Origin of the sequence: Pseudomonas sp. D4-21, from assembly GCF_051132125.1 — a bacterium.
Lineage (GTDB): Bacteria > Pseudomonadota > Gammaproteobacteria > Pseudomonadales > Pseudomonadaceae > Aquipseudomonas.
The window spans coordinates 2,116,460-2,132,091 of sequence record NZ_CP071664.1; the positions used below are offsets into that span (position 1 = coordinate 2,116,460).

Sequence of the window (15,632 nt, forward strand, 5' to 3'; positions counted from 1 at the left end):
TGAGGTGCTTCCGTGGAAAATTCCAAGTCCCGCTGGTATAGCCAGCTGTACGTGCAAGTGCTGATCGGTATCGTGATTGGCGCAGCAATCGGTTACTTCGTTCCTGATATCGGAGCCAAGCTCCAACCCTTTGCCGATGGCTTCATCAAACTGATAAAGATGCTATTGGCACCCATTATTTTCGGCACTGTCGTGGTCGGCATAGCGAAGATGGGCAACATCAAGGAAGTCGGTCGGATCGGTGTGAAGGCATTGATCTACTTCGAAATCCTGTCCACCATTGCTCTGGTTGTCGGTCTTATCGTCGTCAACATCGTGAAGCCTGGCGTGGGTATGAACATCAATGCCAGCGCGCTTGATGCAAGTGCTATTGGCAAATACAGCCAAGTTGCGAATGAACAGGGCGGCACCGTTGAGTTCTTCCTCAATATCATCCCGCAGACTTTCATTGGTGCGTTCTCCAATGGCGTCATGCTTCAGGTCATCCTGCTTTCGGTATTGATGGGAGTTGCCCTGGTTCAAATGGGCGAAACCAGCAAGCCGTTGATCAATACCATTGACCTGTTCTTGCAAGGCCTCTTCAAAATAGTTGCGATGGTCATGCGCTTGGCGCCGATTGGTGCTGGGGCCGGTATGGCATTCACTATCGGCAAATACGGAATTGGGACCTTGTTCTCACTCGGACAACTGCTTGTCGCGCTCTATGTCACGACGTTGATATTCATCGTGGTCGTGCTGGGTACGGTGGCGAGATGGTCGGGCATGCCGCTGCTGCAATTTCTGCGTTATTTCAAGGATGAAATCCTCATCACGCTGGGCACCTGTTCAACCGAGGCTGTGTTGCCGCGAATGATGGTGAAGCTTGAAAAGCTTGGCTGCAAAAAATCAGTAGTGGGGATGGTGCTGCCTACGGGGTATACCTTCAACGCTGACGGCACTTGTATCTATCTCACCATGGCCGCCATTTTTATTGCCCAAGCCACCAATACGCCGCTGACTTTCGTGGACCAAATGATCCTGCTTGGTGTGTTCCTGCTGACGTCCAAAGGCTCGGCTGGCGTGGCGGGCGCTGGGTTTGTGACATTGGCGGCAACGCTCACGACCATCCACTCCATCCCGTTGGTAGGCCTCGTTTTGCTCTTGGGGATTGACCGGTTCCTGAACGAAGCGCGGGCTGTGACCAACCTCATTGGCAACGGCATCGGCACCATCGCCATTGCCAAGTGGGACAACTCTTTCGACGTCGAGGCCTGCGAGCGTGAAATCGCCGCAATGAAGCAAGACAAGGCTGCGAGAAAGGCATTGTTGGCGCAAAAATAATCGATAAGGCCTCCGGTCATTCCGCTTCAGCGGCATGACCGGCTCTGGCCTCCAGGCTTCGTTCCAATGAGGCCATCCACGTCATTTGCCCCCCGTCACATCAAGAAATGTCCCGGTCACAAACGACGCCTCCGCGCTGGCCAGCCATAGAATGGCCCGCGCCACTTCCTCCGGCTGACCGCCACGCCCCATGGGGATGGAATCCTTGACCCGATCGACCCGTCCCGGCTCGCCGCCGCTGGCATGCATTTCGGTGTAGATATGCCCGGGGCGGATGCAGTTGACGCGTATGCCTTCTCGGGCCACCTCTTTGGCGAACCCGATGGTGAACGTCTCCAATGCTCCCTTTGATGCCGCATAGTCGACGTATTCATTGGGGCTGCCGAGGCGCGCCGATGCCGAGGAGATATTGATCACGACTCCGCCGGGGCCGTTGTGCCGGTGGGACATGCGTTTCACTGCCTGCTGGGCGCAGAGAATCGGGCCGATGGAATTGACTGCAAAGATGCGCTGCATGCGCTCGAAGCCGAGGTCCTCCAGGCGTGACTGAGCCGACAGTACCCCAGCGTTATTGACCAGGACGTCGATGCGTCCGAACGAGCGGTCGATGGCTGCGAATAGATCGGCTACCTGCTTGGGGTCCGAGCTGTCGGCGCGCATGGCCAGCGCGCGCCGTCCCAATGCCTCCACATCCGCCACCACGGTCAGTGCCGCGGTCTCGTTGGCGATATAGCTGATGGCGACGTCGTAGCCTTGTGCGGCGGCCAGCCGAGCGGTGGCGGCACCCACGCCGCGGCTTCCACCGGTTATCAGGATCAAGGGCGCCTGCGGGATGTCAGCCATTGGGAATATTCTCCTGGGCAGTTGATGGGTCAGCCGATGATGAAGGTGCCGCTGGCGATCACGGTGCACGCCAAGACCCGGCGGGCGGTGAGCGTCTCGCCAAGAAACAGGTAGCCGATCAATACCGCGAACAACACGCTGGTCTCGCGCAATGCCGATACCGCGCCCAGAGGCGCTTCGTTCATGGCGTAGATGACAATTGCATAGGCGATCAGCGAGACCAGCCCGCCGACCGACGCGGCGAGTATCCCGGGCCGGACGGAGAATAAGCTGCGGGCGTCGCGCAGGCCGATGTACACGAGAGGCGTCAGCACACCCCACGCGGCGCACATCCACACCGTGTAGGCGAGCGGCGCGCCGGAAAGCCTGGCGCCCATGCCGTCGATGACGCTATAGGCTGCGATGAAGCAACCCGTTCCCAGCGCATAAGGCAGGCTGGGAACCGACAGGCTGCGTCCACGGAAGGCCAGGGAAATGATGCCGCCGGACACCAGGCCGATACCGAGCAGCTCACCGGGGGTAATGTTTTCTCCGGCAAAGATCGCCGCCCCCAGGGTGATCAACGCCGGTGACGATCCGCGGGAAATCGGATAGATCTGCCCCAAGTCGCCGACCCGGTAGCTGCGCACCAGAAACAGGTTGTAGCCCACGTGCAGCAACGCCGAAAGCAACCCATAGCCCCAGCTGGCCGGCGCCGGTGGCACCATGAATATCGCGGCGATGGCACAGACGATGGCGATGACGATACACATGACCGTCATTGACCAGAGTCGATCGGCGCCGCCACGCAGCAAGGCATTCCAGCTGGCATGCAGGAGCGCGGCGAACAGGACCAGCAGGACGATATGGGTAGGCATGGTCGCCATTCTAGGCAGCGCGACGGCCGGGCGACAGAGAAGTCTCCTCATTGGTTCATGAGCAAAATCTCATGTATCAGTCGTAGACGTGTTGAACCTTCAACGCCTCGCTGGCCAGCCATTGGCGGAAGCTGACGATGTGCGGTTGCGATTCGATGCCCTTGGGACAGACAAAATAATAGGCAAGCGGTGACGCAAACGGCACATCGAACAGCCGCACCAGGCGGCCGTCGCTGATTTCGGTTTCAACGTGGCCGCTACGCACCAAGGCAACACCTTGGCCGAGCAACGCGGCCTCCACTGTCATGTTGGTGTCGCCGAACCTGACGCTCTCCTTGAGCGGCGACAATTCCAACCCAACCTTCTGAAACCAGTCCTCCCATTTTGGTACCAGCTCGGCGCCGTCACGGGTCAGCAGCGGGTAATGCAGCAGTTCGGCGGGGCTATGTGGCATGCCCAAGCGCTGCAGCAGATCGGGGCTCGCCACCGGAAACACCTGCTCGCCGAACAGGAACTCCGAATACAGGCCGGGATAGTTGCCTTTGCCAAGCCGGATCGCAACATCGGCTTGGGCGTTGGAGAAATGGATGATCTTATCGGTGGTGTCCAGCGCGACCAACAGTTCCGGATAATGGCGGGAAAGCCCCGGCAAGCGCGGCAGCAGCCATTTCAGCGCGAAGGAATACGTGGTGCTGACTTCGAGCCTGACCCTGCCTTTCTGCTCGCGCAGATCGCCCAGGGTCGCTTCCAGGCTCATGAAAAATTCCCGCACGATGGGCGCCAGCGTAGCCCCCGCTGCCGTGAGGGTCAGTGACTTGCCACGCTCGAACAACTGCAACCCCCAAAGCGCCTCCAGGTGCTTGAGCTGGTGACTGACTGCGCTCTGCGTCACGTGCAGCTCCTGCGCGGCCGCGGTGAACGTGGGGTGTCGGGTTGCGACTTCAAAGGCACGCAATGTGGCGGTCGGCGGCAGGTCTCTCATGTATAGGTATCCCGGCGATTCGGCGCAAAAGCAAATCATGAACATTAGCTCATGATATAGCCAGGCCTGGAGTCGGGGGCGCTTTCTACGCGATGGTCCGATGGGTAGGCAATGATTGCGGTTTAGGTATTCAGCTATGAATGGGCAAGCTCACCCCAAAAGCCACAAAAAAGCCACCGCAGACTTTGTTGAACCGGCGCCCGGTTCGAGCCAGCCAAGGCCTGACCCGGTGAGCTGCGCTGGCGACAAAGTATTCAACGATGAATTCGACCACGGCGTAAGTCAGCGCAATGGTGAGTGTCTGCGCAATGATATTGCGGTGCGGATCAAGGAAGGGCGGGATGAACGCGGTGAACAGCAGCAGCGCCTTGGGATTGGAGATGGCCGATACCAAGCCTTGGCGGAACAGCGACCACCGTCGAAAGCCTTCGTTACTCGTCGCGTCGAGACTGACGGGCGGGGATCGCCACAGACCGAAGCCCAACCAGATCAGGTAGAGCCCGCCAACGATCTTCAGTGCCGTGAACCAAGTGGCGGATGCCTGGATCAGCGCACCCAGCCCCAATGCGCAAAGCGAAAGCACGACTGAAAAGCCGAGTACGCCGCCTGCGATAGTGAACAACGTCTTGCGGGTTCCATGGATTGCCCCATGGGTAAGCGCCAACAACGCATTGGGGCCTGGCGCTACCGCAATGCCGCAGCAGGTGAGCAGATAGAGCAACCAAGTCTCAAATGGCATGATCCAGTCCAGGTGTGGTGATCCCGAGCACATCCTGCGGGTGAACAGCGATCATGGAAAGCGCTTAATCCACTTCACCGCCATTTGGCTAACCAATAGAGGGAACCGCGGCGGCGCAGCGGTGACCTTGGAACCGTCAGGCCTTGTACCGCTCAGCCACCGCCGATTGCTTGATCTGCCCCAGCAACCCTTGGCGCGCGGCCTGCAACGCATCCCAGCGAGCGCCGTCCTGCAGTGGCGGAATGGTCACCGGTTCGCGACGATCGAAGCCGATCAGCGCCGCGTCGACCAGATCGTCCACTTCCATGATTTCACTCAGCGTATTGACGTCGATGCCCGCGCGTTCCCAGATTTCGGTCCGGGTAGCCGCCGGCAGGACGGCTTGGACGTAGACGCCCTTGGGGTTGAGTTCGAGGCTGAGCCCCTGGGAGAGGAACAACACGAATGCCTTGGTCGCGCCATATACCGACATGCCGAATTCCGGCGCCAAGCCGACCACCGAGCCAATATTGATGATCGCGCCGTCGCCGGCCTTTGCCAGGCGTGGAGCGACGGCGCTGGCGAGCCGTACCAACGCGGTGGTGTTGAGCGAAACCAGGTGCGCGACGCTGTCGGTGGTCTGTTCGATAAAACTGCCGGATTGGGCCGCGCCCGCGTTGTTGATCAGGATGCCGATACGGTCGTCATCTCGCAGGCGCGCTTCGACCCGGTTCAAGTCAGCGGATTGGGTGAGGTCGGCCTGGAGCACATCGACGGTAATATGGTGTTCGTTGCGCAGCTCGGTTGCCAATGCTTCCAGCCGGGCGTTGTCACGGGCCACCAGCACGAGATCGTGGCCGCGTTGGGCAAAGCGCTTGGCATAGACAGCGCCGATACCGGTGGAAGCGCCAGTGATGAGGACGGTTTTGCGAGTGGTCATGGTGTCGGTCTCTTCAGGGATTAAGACGTGCGATCAACGGCGGGGTTTTTCGCCGCCGTTGGCGGTCCACATCGAGCTTAGGGGGGCGTGTGGGTTGGTTGTTAGGATGATGACCGAAATCTAAGATGTCAATGAATTTGATTATGGTCGGCATCTATGTATGATGCGAGGCATGATTCGAGCGGTACGAGGTGATGAAAAATGAGAGTGACTAAGGCTCAGGCACAGGCAAACCGGCAACATATCGTCGAGACGGCGTCTGTTCTGTTTCGTGAACGTGGCTTTGACGGCATCGGTGTGGCGGACCTGATGGCCGCCGCCGGCTTCACTCACGGTGGTTTCTACAAGCATTTCGGTTCGAAAGCCGACCTGATGGCGGAAGCCGCCGCAGACAGTCTTTCGCGCTCATTGACCAGCGCAAGCAAACTGGATGTCGCGGGTTTTTTCGCCATGTATGTCTCGCGCGAGCACCGCGATGCGCGGGGCAACGGCTGCACGATGGCGGCATTGTGCGGCGACGCGGCGCGTCAGGACGATGAGGTGAAAACCACGTTTGCCACTGGATTGGAGGGCACCCTGGCTGCACTGGAGGAAAAGCTCGGGGCGACAGAAGAAGGGGGCCGGGCAGCGATGATCAACCTGTTCGCCCAGGCCGTCGGCGCAGTCATGCTGTCGCGGGCCTGTCCGGATGATGCTCCGTTGGCGGATGAGATACTGCAAGTCTGCCGTGATCGGATCCTGGCGTTATTGCCCGCGTCCGAACCCGTGTAAAGCCAGCGGTAGCGCAATGCGCTACCGCTGGCCGGATCAGAAAATGAACTTGAACAAGGCTATGACCACGATCAGGCCGATCAGGAAAATGATCCCAACGGTACCACCAAGAAATTTCAACATAGGAACGCTCTCATCGGATGGGCTTAGTTTTCTAGACCCTTGGCGAGCGCGCGCGGTTCGTTAAATTTTCGCAATGAATCGATGCTATGAGGGGCAGGGCTGTCAGTGCACCGCGAGGGACCTCGGGATGGAAACGTGTTCGAATTTCGAAACGGTCTTGATCCAGTAGCGCCGGTATTCGGTCTTGTCCGGTGCCAGTGGTTTATGGCTTGACCAAGGGTGTTCCGCCTTCAGACTGGCTCGATAAGCTTCCCATTCCTTCTGCTCGGCCACTTCCCGGGCCTTGGTTCGGTCATCGAACCAACCCAGGACGTACGCATCGCTCTGGTCCGTACCGCTCGCTATCAGCAGATATATGTCTGTCATTACCGGTTCCCGCCGCCATCCAGCTACCCAGTCGCTGGGCTCTTGTCATGGGTATCGGCCGCAGGCCCGGTTTTTTAAGCAGATTGATAAAAAACGGGTCGAGGCGCCACCGATCAAACATCCTTCGTTTGGGCCAGATGTGTCATCAGCCGTTCGCGAAAACGCCTGACACTTTGCCGCTCAGACGTCCGGCCCAACGGGCCCAGGAGGCAGAGCTTGGCATCAGTGCGTAAGAGGGTTGGGGTGGGACGGACCAGGTTGCTCGTCTGCAAGTGATCGCCGAGCAACCGCGACCGGGCCAGGGCGACACTTTGGGCGACCCATGACTTGCTCTCATTGGTCCTTTCGCGACCTCGGGGAGAGGAGGGAACGGCTCGTCAATCAAATGTACTTAGGTGTACATTTAGCGGTCATCCGAGTACATTCGCGTTACGTATGTTCAATAAGGTGGATGCAAGATGCCCCAGGTGGGAAAGGCGCGTGGCAAGGCCCAGGACGCAGGTTGGCGAGGGTCGCCCGAAGGGTGGCTGGAAGCGGCCTATGAGGCTTTGAAGGAGTCCGGCATCGATGCGGTCCGGGTCATGCCGTTGGCCAAACGCCTAGGTTTGTCACGCACCAGCTTCTATTGGTTTTTCGAGGATCGCGAACAGTTGCTGGCGGCCTTGCTGTCGCGCTGGCGCGAAACCAACACCGGGGGTTTGATCCGGCAAAGCGAAAGCTACGCCGAGAGCATCTCCGAGGCGATCCTGAATGTTTTTGAATGTTGGCTCAATCCGCGATTGTTCGATTCTCAGTTTGAATTTGCGGTGCGCAGTTGGGCGCTCCAGTCCGCAGACGTCGCGCAACAGGTCGCCATTGTCGACGAGCAACGTATGGGCGCCCTGGCAAGCATGTTCAAGCGCTTCGGCTACGACAGCCAGGGGGCCGACGCACGGGCTCGGACGATTTATCTGACGCAGATCGGCTACATCACCATGAACACCAGCGAGCTGATCACCGTGCGCTTCCAGCGCATCCCGCATTACGTGAGCATTTTCACCGGCAAGGTGCCCAAGCAGCGTGAGCTGGATCGGTTTTATGGCAAATTCGGCTATGCCGAAAAAGAGTCAGGGGTGTTCGTGCCGCTGATGGAAACCTTTGAAGAAACGGCTGAAAAATGAATGAAGTGACGCTGGGAATCGTCGGCGGAACGGGGTGGTTGGGCGCGGCGATTGCCAAGGCCGTGTTGGCGAAGGCCTGGTTGCCGGCGGGTAATCTGATTATTTCCAATCGCTCAGGTGCCCATCCATTGGCGAAGCAAGGCGTTTGCCTGGTCACCGATAACCAGGCACTGGCGGATCGCAGCGACGTCATCATCATCGCAGTAAGACCCGAGCAATTCGCCAGCCTGACCCTCGACGCATCGGGCAAGACGGTGATCTCATTGATGGCCGGGATCACGGCGCAGGCAATCGCCGCACGGACCTTGGCCTCAAGAGTCGTGCGGGCGATGCCCAACGCGGCGGTGGAAATCGGGCAGTCCTTTACGCCTTGGTATTGCGCTGGCGCGGTGGAACCGATGACGAAGACCCTCATTCAGCAGTTGTTCGAATGCGTGGGCACTGCCGCAGAGGTCCAGCAGGAAGACTTTATCGATTATCTCTCCGCGCTTTCGGGCACCGGCCCGGCCTTTCCTGCCTTGTTGATGACAGCGTTGGCGAGTCAGGCGATGGCAGCCGGTATCCCCGGCGAGATTGCGCAGCTTGCCGCAAGCAATGTCGTGATCAACAGCAGCCAGTTGCTGGCCACCCGCGACGCCCAGCAAATGATCGATACTCTGGTTGCCTACCGCGGCGTGACAGCCGCCGCGTTGCAATCAATGACCCAGGGGCATTTCGAGGCGCAGGTGGGAAGGGCATTGCAAGCGGGCGCCGCCGTGGCGCGCAAAGGGCTTCAAACCTGACCCCAAGAGTCCCGCGTCCGCAAAACCCTTGTGGGAGCAAGCTCGCTCCCACTTCAGTTTTCAGCAATTGAAAAGATCATGTTGGGCACGACTTCAGATGTCCTTGACCAGCCGCAGCGCATCATAGATGGCCGCGTGGGTATTACGCGCCGACACGGCGTCGCCGATCCGGAACAACTGGAAGCGGCCCTCGGGGTTGGTCACGATGTTCTGGGGGTTCCCTGCGATCAGGTTGTGCTGTTCGACCGCGCCGTTGTTGCTCGAATATGGGCGCAGTTCGAAGTACAGATCGTCCAGCGGCAGGGTGCCATGGTTGACCACCACCTGATCGACCACGCGCTGCTTGTGCACCTGGCCGTAATCGCTACCGAAGTGGGCAACCAGCTGCCCGTCGCGTTGCTCCACCGAGTCGACCCGATACGTGACCGTGAACGTGACGTTCAGGTCTTGCAGGCTGCGCATGTACGGCACCAGGTTCATCGCCATCACCTCCGGCGAAAACGACCGGTCCGGCGTGACGATCTCCAGTTTCGCGCCGCTGTTGGCGATGACCTCGGCGGCCTGGAGCGCCGCGTGGTCGCCGGCGTCATCGAAGATCAGCACGTTCTGGCCAGGCTTGACATCGCCGCAGATGATGTCCCAGGTCGACACCACCAGCTCATTGCCTAGCTTGAGCACCTCGGTATGGGGCAAGCCGCCTGTGGCAACGATCACCACATCCGGTTCTTCGGCCAGGACCGTCTCGGCTTCGGCCCAGGTGTTGAAGTGGAACCTTACGCCCAGCCGTTCGCACTGCGTCATGCGCCAATCGATGATGCTGATCATCTCGCGCCGCCGTTCGCTTTGCGCGGTCAAGCGGATCTGCCCCCCGGGCTGATCCGCCACTTCGAACACCGTGACGTCATGGCCGCGTTCGCCGGCCACCCGTGCTGCTTCCAAGCCCGCCGGGCCGGTGCCGATCACCACCACCTTGCGCTTGACCGATGCCTTGGGAATCTCATGGGGCATGGTGGTTTCGCGGCCGGTGGCGGCGTTGTGGATGCAGTACGCCGCGCCGCCCTGATAGATACGGTCCAGGCAGTAGTTGGCGCCAACGCAAGGACGGATCTCTTCTTCACGTTTTTCGATGATCTTGCGCACGATGTGCGGGTCGGTCATGTGGGCGCGGGTCATGCCGATCATGTCCACCTTGCCAGAGGCGATGGCGTGTCGCGCCGTGGCGACGTCCGGAATCTTGGCCGCATGGAACGTCGGGAAACCGGTTGCCGAGCGGATCTCCCCGGCAAAATCCAGGTGCGGCGAGTTGCGCATGCCCTGGATCGGTATCACGTCGGTGAGGCCCGCATCGGTATCGATATGACCGCGCACGACGTTTAGGAAATCCACCAGGCCGCTGTCCTTGAGCATGTGGGAAATCTGGATGCCGTCGCTGAAACCAAAACCGCCGGGAAGATCCTCGTCGCCGGTGTAGCGCACACCAAGGAGGAAGTCCTCGCCGCAACGCTGGCGGATACCGCGCAACACATCGAAGGTAAAGCGCATTCGGTTTTCCAGGGAACCGCCGTAGGGCCCATCAAGCTCATTGGTCAGTGGCGACCAGAATTGATCCATGAGGTGCCCGTAGGCCTGCAACTCCAGGCCATCAAGTCCCGCGGCTTTCATGCGCTCGGCGGCATCGACGTAATCCTTGATGATGCGGTCGATGTCCCAGTCTTCCAGCTTTTTCGGAAACGCCCGGTGGGACGCTTCGCGGCGATGGGACGGCGAGACAACCGGCAGCCAGTCGGCCTTGTCCCAGCGCGTGCGGCGTCCCAGGTGGGTGAGCTGGATCATCACCGCCGCGCCGTGTTCGTGGCACTCATCGGTCAGGTCTTTCATCCATTTGACCACTTCGTCCTTGTACGCCAGCACGTTGTTGAATACCGGCGGGCTATCCCGAGAAACGGCAGCGGAGCCGGCAGTCATGGTCAGCGCCACGCCGGCCTTCGCCCGCTCGACATGATAGGCACGGTACAGATCCTTCGGCATGCCATCGACGGGATACGCGGGCTCATGCGAGGTGGTCATGATCCGATTCTTGAGCGTCAGATGCTTGATTTTGTAGGGCTGCAGCAGAGGATCGCTGGACATGGTGTTGCTCCGGGAACAGAACATCAGGCTGGGTTTTGACATAACGGTATGTTGAATGTTCAGTTGTGTCAACGAGTGGGACACATGTGTACATTTTTCTTGCGTGGCAGGAAAACCAGGATTACCATCCAGTCGAAACAGGGGGATTCGGCACGTGCGGCCGCTCGCCTGCATCAGCGTGGTGGCGCGATGGGTGCCTCCCACGCAGCGGTGGATTCAGGGTTTGCCCCCAACGGTCTGGAGGCTGGGCGGATTACCTGCTGAGGGGGAATTTGTTCGAGGCTTTGCCGGCACGCGAGAAAGCGCTGTGAATGAGCCGGTCATTGCGGTTGGAAACGCCAAAGGGCGGAGGAGGGCCGAAAACACAAGTCCCTGTATTTTGATAACTAGAACTTACCGGATGGCCGCTTGCGGTCGTGATGGAAAATGAATGCTTCTGCTGCCCTGCCAATAACTATTAATACAGTCTGCGGAGATGCACATGATGACGTTATCCAGTAAAAATTTTATCGGCTGGTTTGCAGGCCTTGCATTTGCCTGCGGCAGTCTGATCGCTCAGGCCGATGAACCCGCGCCCATCCGCATCGGCTGGGTGAACTGGTCGGATACGGAGATCGCGGTGAAACTGGCGAACACCGCGTTGCAGGATCACCTCAAGCAACCGGTCAAGTTGGTGCTGGCCGATATCGGCATCCAGTTCCAGGCCCTGGCCAACGGCAATATCGACCTGATCCCGATGGTCTGGCTGCCCAGTACCCACAAGTCGTTCTATGACAAGTACAAGGACAGGCTCGAAGACCTCGGCGTGCTGTACGAAGGCCGGATCGGCATGGCGGTGCCCACCTCCATTCCAACCAGCGAGATCGCCAGCGTCGAAGACCTCAACAAGCCTGAAGTGCGGGAGAAACTCGGCGGCAAGATCCTCACTTCGGAAGTGGGCAATGGTCAGTACAAGCTGACGGAAAAAGCCATCGAGCAATACAAGCTCGACGGCTACAAGATGGTCGCTTCTTCAGAGTCCGGGATGCTGAGTGAATTGGATCGCAACCTCAAGCGTGACAAATGGTCACTGGTCAACGCCTGGAGCCCACACTGGATGTTCGCCAAATGGCCGCTGCGCTACCTGGATGATCCGAAGCAGATTTTCGGTGGCGCTGAGCAGATCCACGCCTTCGCACGCAAAGGTTTCAGCGCGGAGCATCCTGATGTGGCCCGATTCTTCGCCAACTTCAAGATCCCGAAAGCGGACCTTGAGAAGTTGATGGCGGACGCCCGTGACAGCTCGGCGGACAAAGTGGTGGCAGAATATTACGCAGCCAACAAACCGCGTTTCGAAGCGATGTTTGGCAGCCAGACGGCGTCCGCGACACCCGCCCAGTGATGGCCGTTGCTGTCCGATAGCTGTTGCAGTCCGGTGCCCTTGGTCGAGAGCCAAGGGCGCTGCTGGATGAGTCCTTGTTCTATTCAGAGGCTGAGCGATGACGGTCACGACATGGGATATCAAACTTGATGAAGAACCGCCCGTCAGGTTGAAGTCGGCCTCGACCGAGGCTGGTGCGCGCGGTGCATGATCATGACGCCCCGCGACCGCGCTTAGGTATCGTCCTTTGCCTTCTGTCCATGCTGATCTTTGCAGCTCAGGATGGGGTCACCAAAGTGCTGGTCAAGGAGCTCCCGATCGCACAATTGGTGATGGTGCGTTATTGGGTGTTCCTGGCTTTTGCTGTCGGTTATAGCGCCTATCAGGGCAGCCTATGGACCGCGTGCCGAAGCCGCCATCCCTACCAGCAGATCATTCGTGCGCTCATTGGCGTGGGTGAGAGCGCCTTGTTCGGATTGGGGCTGCGCTATCTGGGACTCGCTGAAATGCATGCCCTGTACGCGGTATTCCCCTTGATGACACTGGCGTTGGCGGGGGCGTTTCTAGGGGAGTTCATTGGCGTGCGTCGATGGGTTGCCGCCGCCATTGGCTTCACGGGGACGCTGGTTATCCTTCGTCCCGGCTCCAGTGTTTTCGAACTGGCGGCGCTGATTCCGCTGTTGTCTGCCTTGGGTTTTGCGATTTTCAGCGTGCTGACCCGACGAATCAGCCGGGGGGACTCGTTCGCGACGAACATGCTTCACATGGGTTTTTTCGGCGCGATAGCAATCACCTTGTTGGGTCTACCAGGTTGGGTAGCACCGAACCCGGCGCAATGGGGCCTGATAGGTGTGCTCTCCATGACCGGTGTGGTGGCCCAGCTGTTATTGCTTCAGGCGCTGAAGGTTGCAACGGCAGCCACACTTCAACCGTTCAATTATTCTCTTCTGGTGTTCGCTACGCTGATTGGCCTATTGGTATTCGGCGAGCTGCCCGACACATGGACAGTCGTAGGGGCCTGTCTGGTAATTGCCGGCGGGATGTATGCGATCAAGGCAAAAGGGTAGTGATTCCATCAAACCCATAATCCTGTGGGAGCGAGCCTGCTCGCGAAGAGGTCGGCACGTTCAGCTCCTTCGCTGATTGTGACGACGCTTTCGCGAGCAGGCTTCCCACATTTGATCTTCAGTGGACTTAAGCCCAGTTTAGAACTTGAAGCGTCCCACCAAGCCCTTGAGCTGTCCGGAGATATCCGTCAAACGCCCTGAACCGGTTTGTGCGGTGTGAGCAAACTCTTCAACCAGCTGCGCATCGGAGTGGATCTGCGCGATGTGCCGGTTGATGTCTTCGGCCACTTGGTGCTGTTGTTCCGCGGCGGTGGCGATCTGCGTGTTCTGGTCGCGGATCGAGTCCACCGAGGTGCGGATCTTGTCGAAGCTGTCGCGGGCCTGCTGGATGCGCTCGACGCTGGTTTGCGACACGTGCAGGCTGTTCTGCATCTGTTGCGTCACTTCCTGGGTGCGTCGGGCGAGGTTGCCGAGCAAGCTGTCGATCTCGCCGGTGGAGTCAGCGGTGCGCCGCGCCAGGGCGCGTACTTCGTCGGCCACCACGGCAAAGCCGCGGCCTTGGTCGCCGGCACGTGCGGCTTCAATCGCCGCGTTGAGGGCCAGCAGGTTGGTCTGTTCGGCGATCGAGCGAATGGTGTCCAGGATCGTGTTGATGTTCTTGCTGTCCTGTTCCAGCGCCTGCATGGTCTGGGTCGACTGCTGCAATTCTTCACTGAGCCTCAACACGCTGCCCGTGGCTTCGCCGATGTGGTGCTGGCCGTCGTGTACATCCCGATAACCGGTGTCCGCGCTGACGGCGGCCTGGCTGCACGAGCGGGCCACTTCGTTGGCGGTGGCGACCATTTCGTTGAACGCGGTGCTCACCAGCTCCACGGCCTGGCGCTGGCGCCCGGCGGCTTCGTTCATGTTCTGTGCGACGTCGCGGGTGTCCGCCGCTGCGGTTTGCAGGTCGGAGGAGGCGCTGCCGATGCGTTGAACCAGTTGCGCTATCATGCCCAGGAACTGGTTGAACCAGCTTGCCAGGGTGGCGGTTTCATCCTTGCCCTGTACAGCGAGTTGGCGGGTGAGGTCGCCTTCACCTTCAGCGATTTCCTGCAGGCCGTTGGCAACGCCGCGGATCGGCCGGACGATAACGCTGGCGAAGCTGGCGCCGACGATCGCGAAGACCACGGCCAGCGCGGCGGCGATGATAGCGATCAACCAGGTCAGGCTCGCGGCTTCGGCCATCACCTCGTCACGCTTGATCAGGCCGATGAACCGCCAGCCCAGGCTTTTAGAGGTGACGATGTTGGCCATGTACGGCACGCCGTCGATCTCGATCTGGGTAGCGCCATCGCTGCTCTTGGCCAATGCTGCGTAGTTGGGACCGAGGTCGGCCAAGGGTTTGAAGTTGTGCTTGGCGTCGGCGGGGTCCACCAAGACGTTGCCGCTGCCTTCCACCAGCATCAGGTAGCCACTGTCGCCCAGCTTGATGTTCTTCACCAGTTCGGTCAGTTGCTTGAGCGACACGTCCAGGCCCACCACGCCAACCAGCTTGCCGCTGGCATCGGCGACGGTGTGCACGATGCCGATCAGCGACACGTCGTCGGGGGCCCAGTAATAGGCATCGGTCTTCACGGTGGTGCCCGGCGCGGCAACGGCAGCCTTGTACCAGGGGCGCTGGCGCGGGTCGTAGTTGGAGATTTTCGGATCATCCGGCCAACTGGCGTAGCCACCGTCCGCCAGGCCCAGGGATAGGTAGGCGGTGGTCGGGTGGCTCTTGGCGAACCGATCGAAGATATCCAGCAGTTGTTTGTTGTTCTCGGTAAGAGGAATTTGCGCAGCATCAGCGCCGGAGTAGTTCTTCAGGTCCTTGGCCGCGACGATCCGCGGGTCCTTGGCGAAGAATTCAACGTTCTGCATGATGCCGTCGAAGAACTGCTTCATGCCGTTGTCGATCTGGCGGATTTCGCGGCTGCTGCTGTCCAGGAAGTTGGCTTGTGCCGCATCGCGCAGGTTCATCACCACGAGCACCGCCACCAGGATAACCGGGAGGCAGGCAATGGTTGCGAACGCCCAGGTCAGCTTCTGTTTGATATTCATGACTTCTCCCGCGGGTATTTATCGGTATTGGAACGGCGGAAACATTAGCGGTGAGCATTGCGAACTCTGGAACGGAAAGCGCCCATGCCTACATCCACGCTATCGACCAAGGTCGTATTCCCTTGAGAGCA

14 protein-coding genes and 1 pseudogene are annotated in these 15,632 nt (G+C 59.6%); 6 read left to right on the forward strand and 9 right to left on the reverse strand.

Features of this window, described 5'->3' with window-relative positions:
* The first annotated feature begins 12 nt into the window (after window positions 1-12).
* Entirely contained in the window at window positions 13-1,320 is a 1,308-nt protein-coding gene (gene dctA / locus J3Q04_RS09615) for a C4-dicarboxylate transporter DctA (protein ID WP_434559639.1), read from the forward strand.
* A gap of 81 nt (window positions 1,321-1,401) precedes the next feature.
* Here dctA and J3Q04_RS09620 read toward each other — a convergent pair whose 3' ends face one another.
* From J3Q04_RS09620 to J3Q04_RS09640, 5 genes are all read right to left on the reverse strand, one after another.
* Window positions 1,402-2,163, reverse strand: a complete 762-nt coding sequence (locus J3Q04_RS09620; protein ID WP_434606608.1) for an SDR family oxidoreductase — start codon at window positions 2,161-2,163, stop codon at window positions 1,402-1,404.
* A gap of 29 nt (window positions 2,164-2,192) precedes the next feature.
* The gene (locus J3Q04_RS09625; protein WP_434606606.1) at window positions 2,193-3,020 is read right to left on the reverse strand and encodes an EamA family transporter; all 828 of its coding nucleotides are present in this window, start codon (window positions 3,018-3,020) and stop codon (window positions 2,193-2,195) included.
* A 76-nt stretch (window positions 3,021-3,096) separates the two neighbouring features.
* Window positions 3,097-4,002: a transcriptional regulator GcvA gene (gcvA, locus tag J3Q04_RS09630; RefSeq protein ID WP_420765844.1), complete on the reverse strand. Its 906-nt coding sequence runs from the start codon at window positions 4,000-4,002 to the stop codon at window positions 3,097-3,099.
* A 130-nt stretch (window positions 4,003-4,132) separates the two neighbouring features.
* Complete coding sequence (locus J3Q04_RS09635) at window positions 4,133-4,741, reverse strand: LysE family translocator (RefSeq protein ID WP_420765845.1); 609 nt, start codon at window positions 4,739-4,741, stop codon at window positions 4,133-4,135.
* 136 nt (window positions 4,742-4,877) lie between these two features.
* Window positions 4,878-5,660: an SDR family NAD(P)-dependent oxidoreductase gene (locus J3Q04_RS09640; protein ID WP_434606603.1), complete on the reverse strand. Its 783-nt coding sequence runs from the start codon at window positions 5,658-5,660 to the stop codon at window positions 4,878-4,880.
* A gap of 201 nt (window positions 5,661-5,861) precedes the next feature.
* Here J3Q04_RS09640 and J3Q04_RS09645 point away from each other — a divergent pair, with 201 nt between their 5' ends.
* Window positions 5,862-6,431, forward strand: a complete 570-nt coding sequence (locus tag J3Q04_RS09645; protein ID WP_434606601.1) for a TetR family transcriptional regulator — start codon at window positions 5,862-5,864, stop codon at window positions 6,429-6,431.
* A 225-nt stretch (window positions 6,432-6,656) separates the two neighbouring features.
* Here J3Q04_RS09645 and J3Q04_RS09650 read toward each other — a convergent pair whose 3' ends face one another.
* Complete coding sequence (locus tag J3Q04_RS09650; protein WP_420765848.1) at window positions 6,657-6,920, reverse strand: hypothetical protein; 264 nt, start codon at window positions 6,918-6,920, stop codon at window positions 6,657-6,659.
* Window positions 6,921-7,378: 458 nt separating this feature from the next.
* Here J3Q04_RS09650 and J3Q04_RS09655 point away from each other — a divergent pair, with 458 nt between their 5' ends.
* Window positions 7,379-8,080 carry a TetR/AcrR family transcriptional regulator gene (locus J3Q04_RS09655; RefSeq protein ID WP_434606598.1) on the forward strand — a complete coding sequence of 234 codons (702 nt, stop codon included), beginning with the start codon at window positions 7,379-7,381 and terminating at the stop codon, window positions 8,078-8,080.
* Window positions 8,077-8,862 carry a pyrroline-5-carboxylate reductase family protein gene (locus J3Q04_RS09660; protein ID WP_434606595.1) on the forward strand — a complete coding sequence of 262 codons (786 nt, stop codon included), beginning with the start codon at window positions 8,077-8,079 and terminating at the stop codon, window positions 8,860-8,862. Before J3Q04_RS09655 ends, J3Q04_RS09660 begins: the two co-directional genes overlap by 4 nt.
* Window positions 8,863-8,955: 93 nt before the next feature.
* Here the strand turns inward: J3Q04_RS09660 and J3Q04_RS09665 are convergent, their stop codons facing one another.
* The gene (locus J3Q04_RS09665) at window positions 8,956-10,992 is read right to left on the reverse strand and encodes an FAD-dependent oxidoreductase (protein ID WP_434606592.1); all 2,037 of its coding nucleotides are present in this window, start codon (window positions 10,990-10,992) and stop codon (window positions 8,956-8,958) included.
* A 481-nt stretch (window positions 10,993-11,473) separates the two neighbouring features.
* Between J3Q04_RS09665 and J3Q04_RS09670 the strand changes: the two genes are divergently transcribed.
* Window positions 11,474-12,373 (forward strand): glycine betaine ABC transporter substrate-binding protein, encoded by a 900-nt coding sequence (locus J3Q04_RS09670; RefSeq protein WP_434606590.1) that lies wholly within the window; start codon window positions 11,474-11,476, stop codon window positions 12,371-12,373.
* A 239-nt stretch (window positions 12,374-12,612) separates the two neighbouring features.
* Window positions 12,613-13,419: a DMT family transporter gene (locus J3Q04_RS09675; RefSeq protein WP_434606587.1), complete on the forward strand. Its 807-nt coding sequence runs from the start codon at window positions 12,613-12,615 to the stop codon at window positions 13,417-13,419.
* A 138-nt stretch (window positions 13,420-13,557) separates the two neighbouring features.
* Here J3Q04_RS09675 and J3Q04_RS09680 read toward each other — a convergent pair whose 3' ends face one another.
* Entirely contained in the window at window positions 13,558-14,412 is an 855-nt protein-coding gene (locus J3Q04_RS09680) for a methyl-accepting chemotaxis protein (protein WP_420765927.1), read from the reverse strand.
* Between the two features lie 54 nt (window positions 14,413-14,466).
* Window positions 14,467-15,501: pseudogene (locus J3Q04_RS09685) on the reverse strand (cache domain-containing protein); the annotation flags it as partial.
* Window positions 15,502-15,632: the final 131 nt, after the last annotated feature.

Excerpts from the sequence above, each read along its gene's own strand:
- J3Q04_RS09655 (WP_434606598.1), top strand. The coding sequence starts at position 7,379 with ATGCCCCAGGTGGGAAAGGCGCGTGGCAAGGCCCAGGACGCAGGTTGG.
- J3Q04_RS09660 (WP_434606595.1), top strand. The coding sequence starts at position 8,077 with ATGAATGAAGTGACGCTGGGAATCGTCGGCGGAACGGGGTGGTTGGGC.
- J3Q04_RS09645 (WP_434606601.1), top strand. The coding sequence starts at position 5,862 with ATGAGAGTGACTAAGGCTCAGGCACAGGCAAACCGGCAACATATCGTC.
- J3Q04_RS09670 (WP_434606590.1), top strand. The coding sequence starts at position 11,474 with ATGATGACGTTATCCAGTAAAAATTTTATCGGCTGGTTTGCAGGCCTT.
- J3Q04_RS09650 (WP_420765848.1), bottom strand. The coding sequence starts at position 6,920 with ATGACAGACATATATCTGCTGATAGCGAGCGGTACGGACCAGAGCGAT.
- J3Q04_RS09665 (WP_434606592.1), bottom strand. The coding sequence starts at position 10,992 with ATGTCCAGCGATCCTCTGCTGCAGCCCTACAAAATCAAGCATCTGACG.
- J3Q04_RS09635 (WP_420765845.1), bottom strand. The coding sequence starts at position 4,741 with ATGCCATTTGAGACTTGGTTGCTCTATCTGCTCACCTGCTGCGGCATT.
- J3Q04_RS09680 (WP_420765927.1), bottom strand. The coding sequence starts at position 14,412 with ATGATAGCGCAACTGGTTCAACGCATCGGCAGCGCCTCCTCCGACCTG.
- J3Q04_RS09625 (WP_434606606.1), bottom strand. The coding sequence starts at position 3,020 with ATGCCTACCCATATCGTCCTGCTGGTCCTGTTCGCCGCGCTCCTGCAT.
- J3Q04_RS09620 (WP_434606608.1), bottom strand. The coding sequence starts at position 2,163 with ATGGCTGACATCCCGCAGGCGCCCTTGATCCTGATAACCGGTGGAAGC.
- gcvA (WP_420765844.1), bottom strand. The coding sequence starts at position 4,002 with ATGAGAGACCTGCCGCCGACCGCCACATTGCGTGCCTTTGAAGTCGCA.
- J3Q04_RS09675 (WP_434606587.1), top strand. The coding sequence starts at position 12,613 with ATGCTGATCTTTGCAGCTCAGGATGGGGTCACCAAAGTGCTGGTCAAG.
- J3Q04_RS09640 (WP_434606603.1), bottom strand. The coding sequence starts at position 5,660 with ATGACCACTCGCAAAACCGTCCTCATCACTGGCGCTTCCACCGGTATC.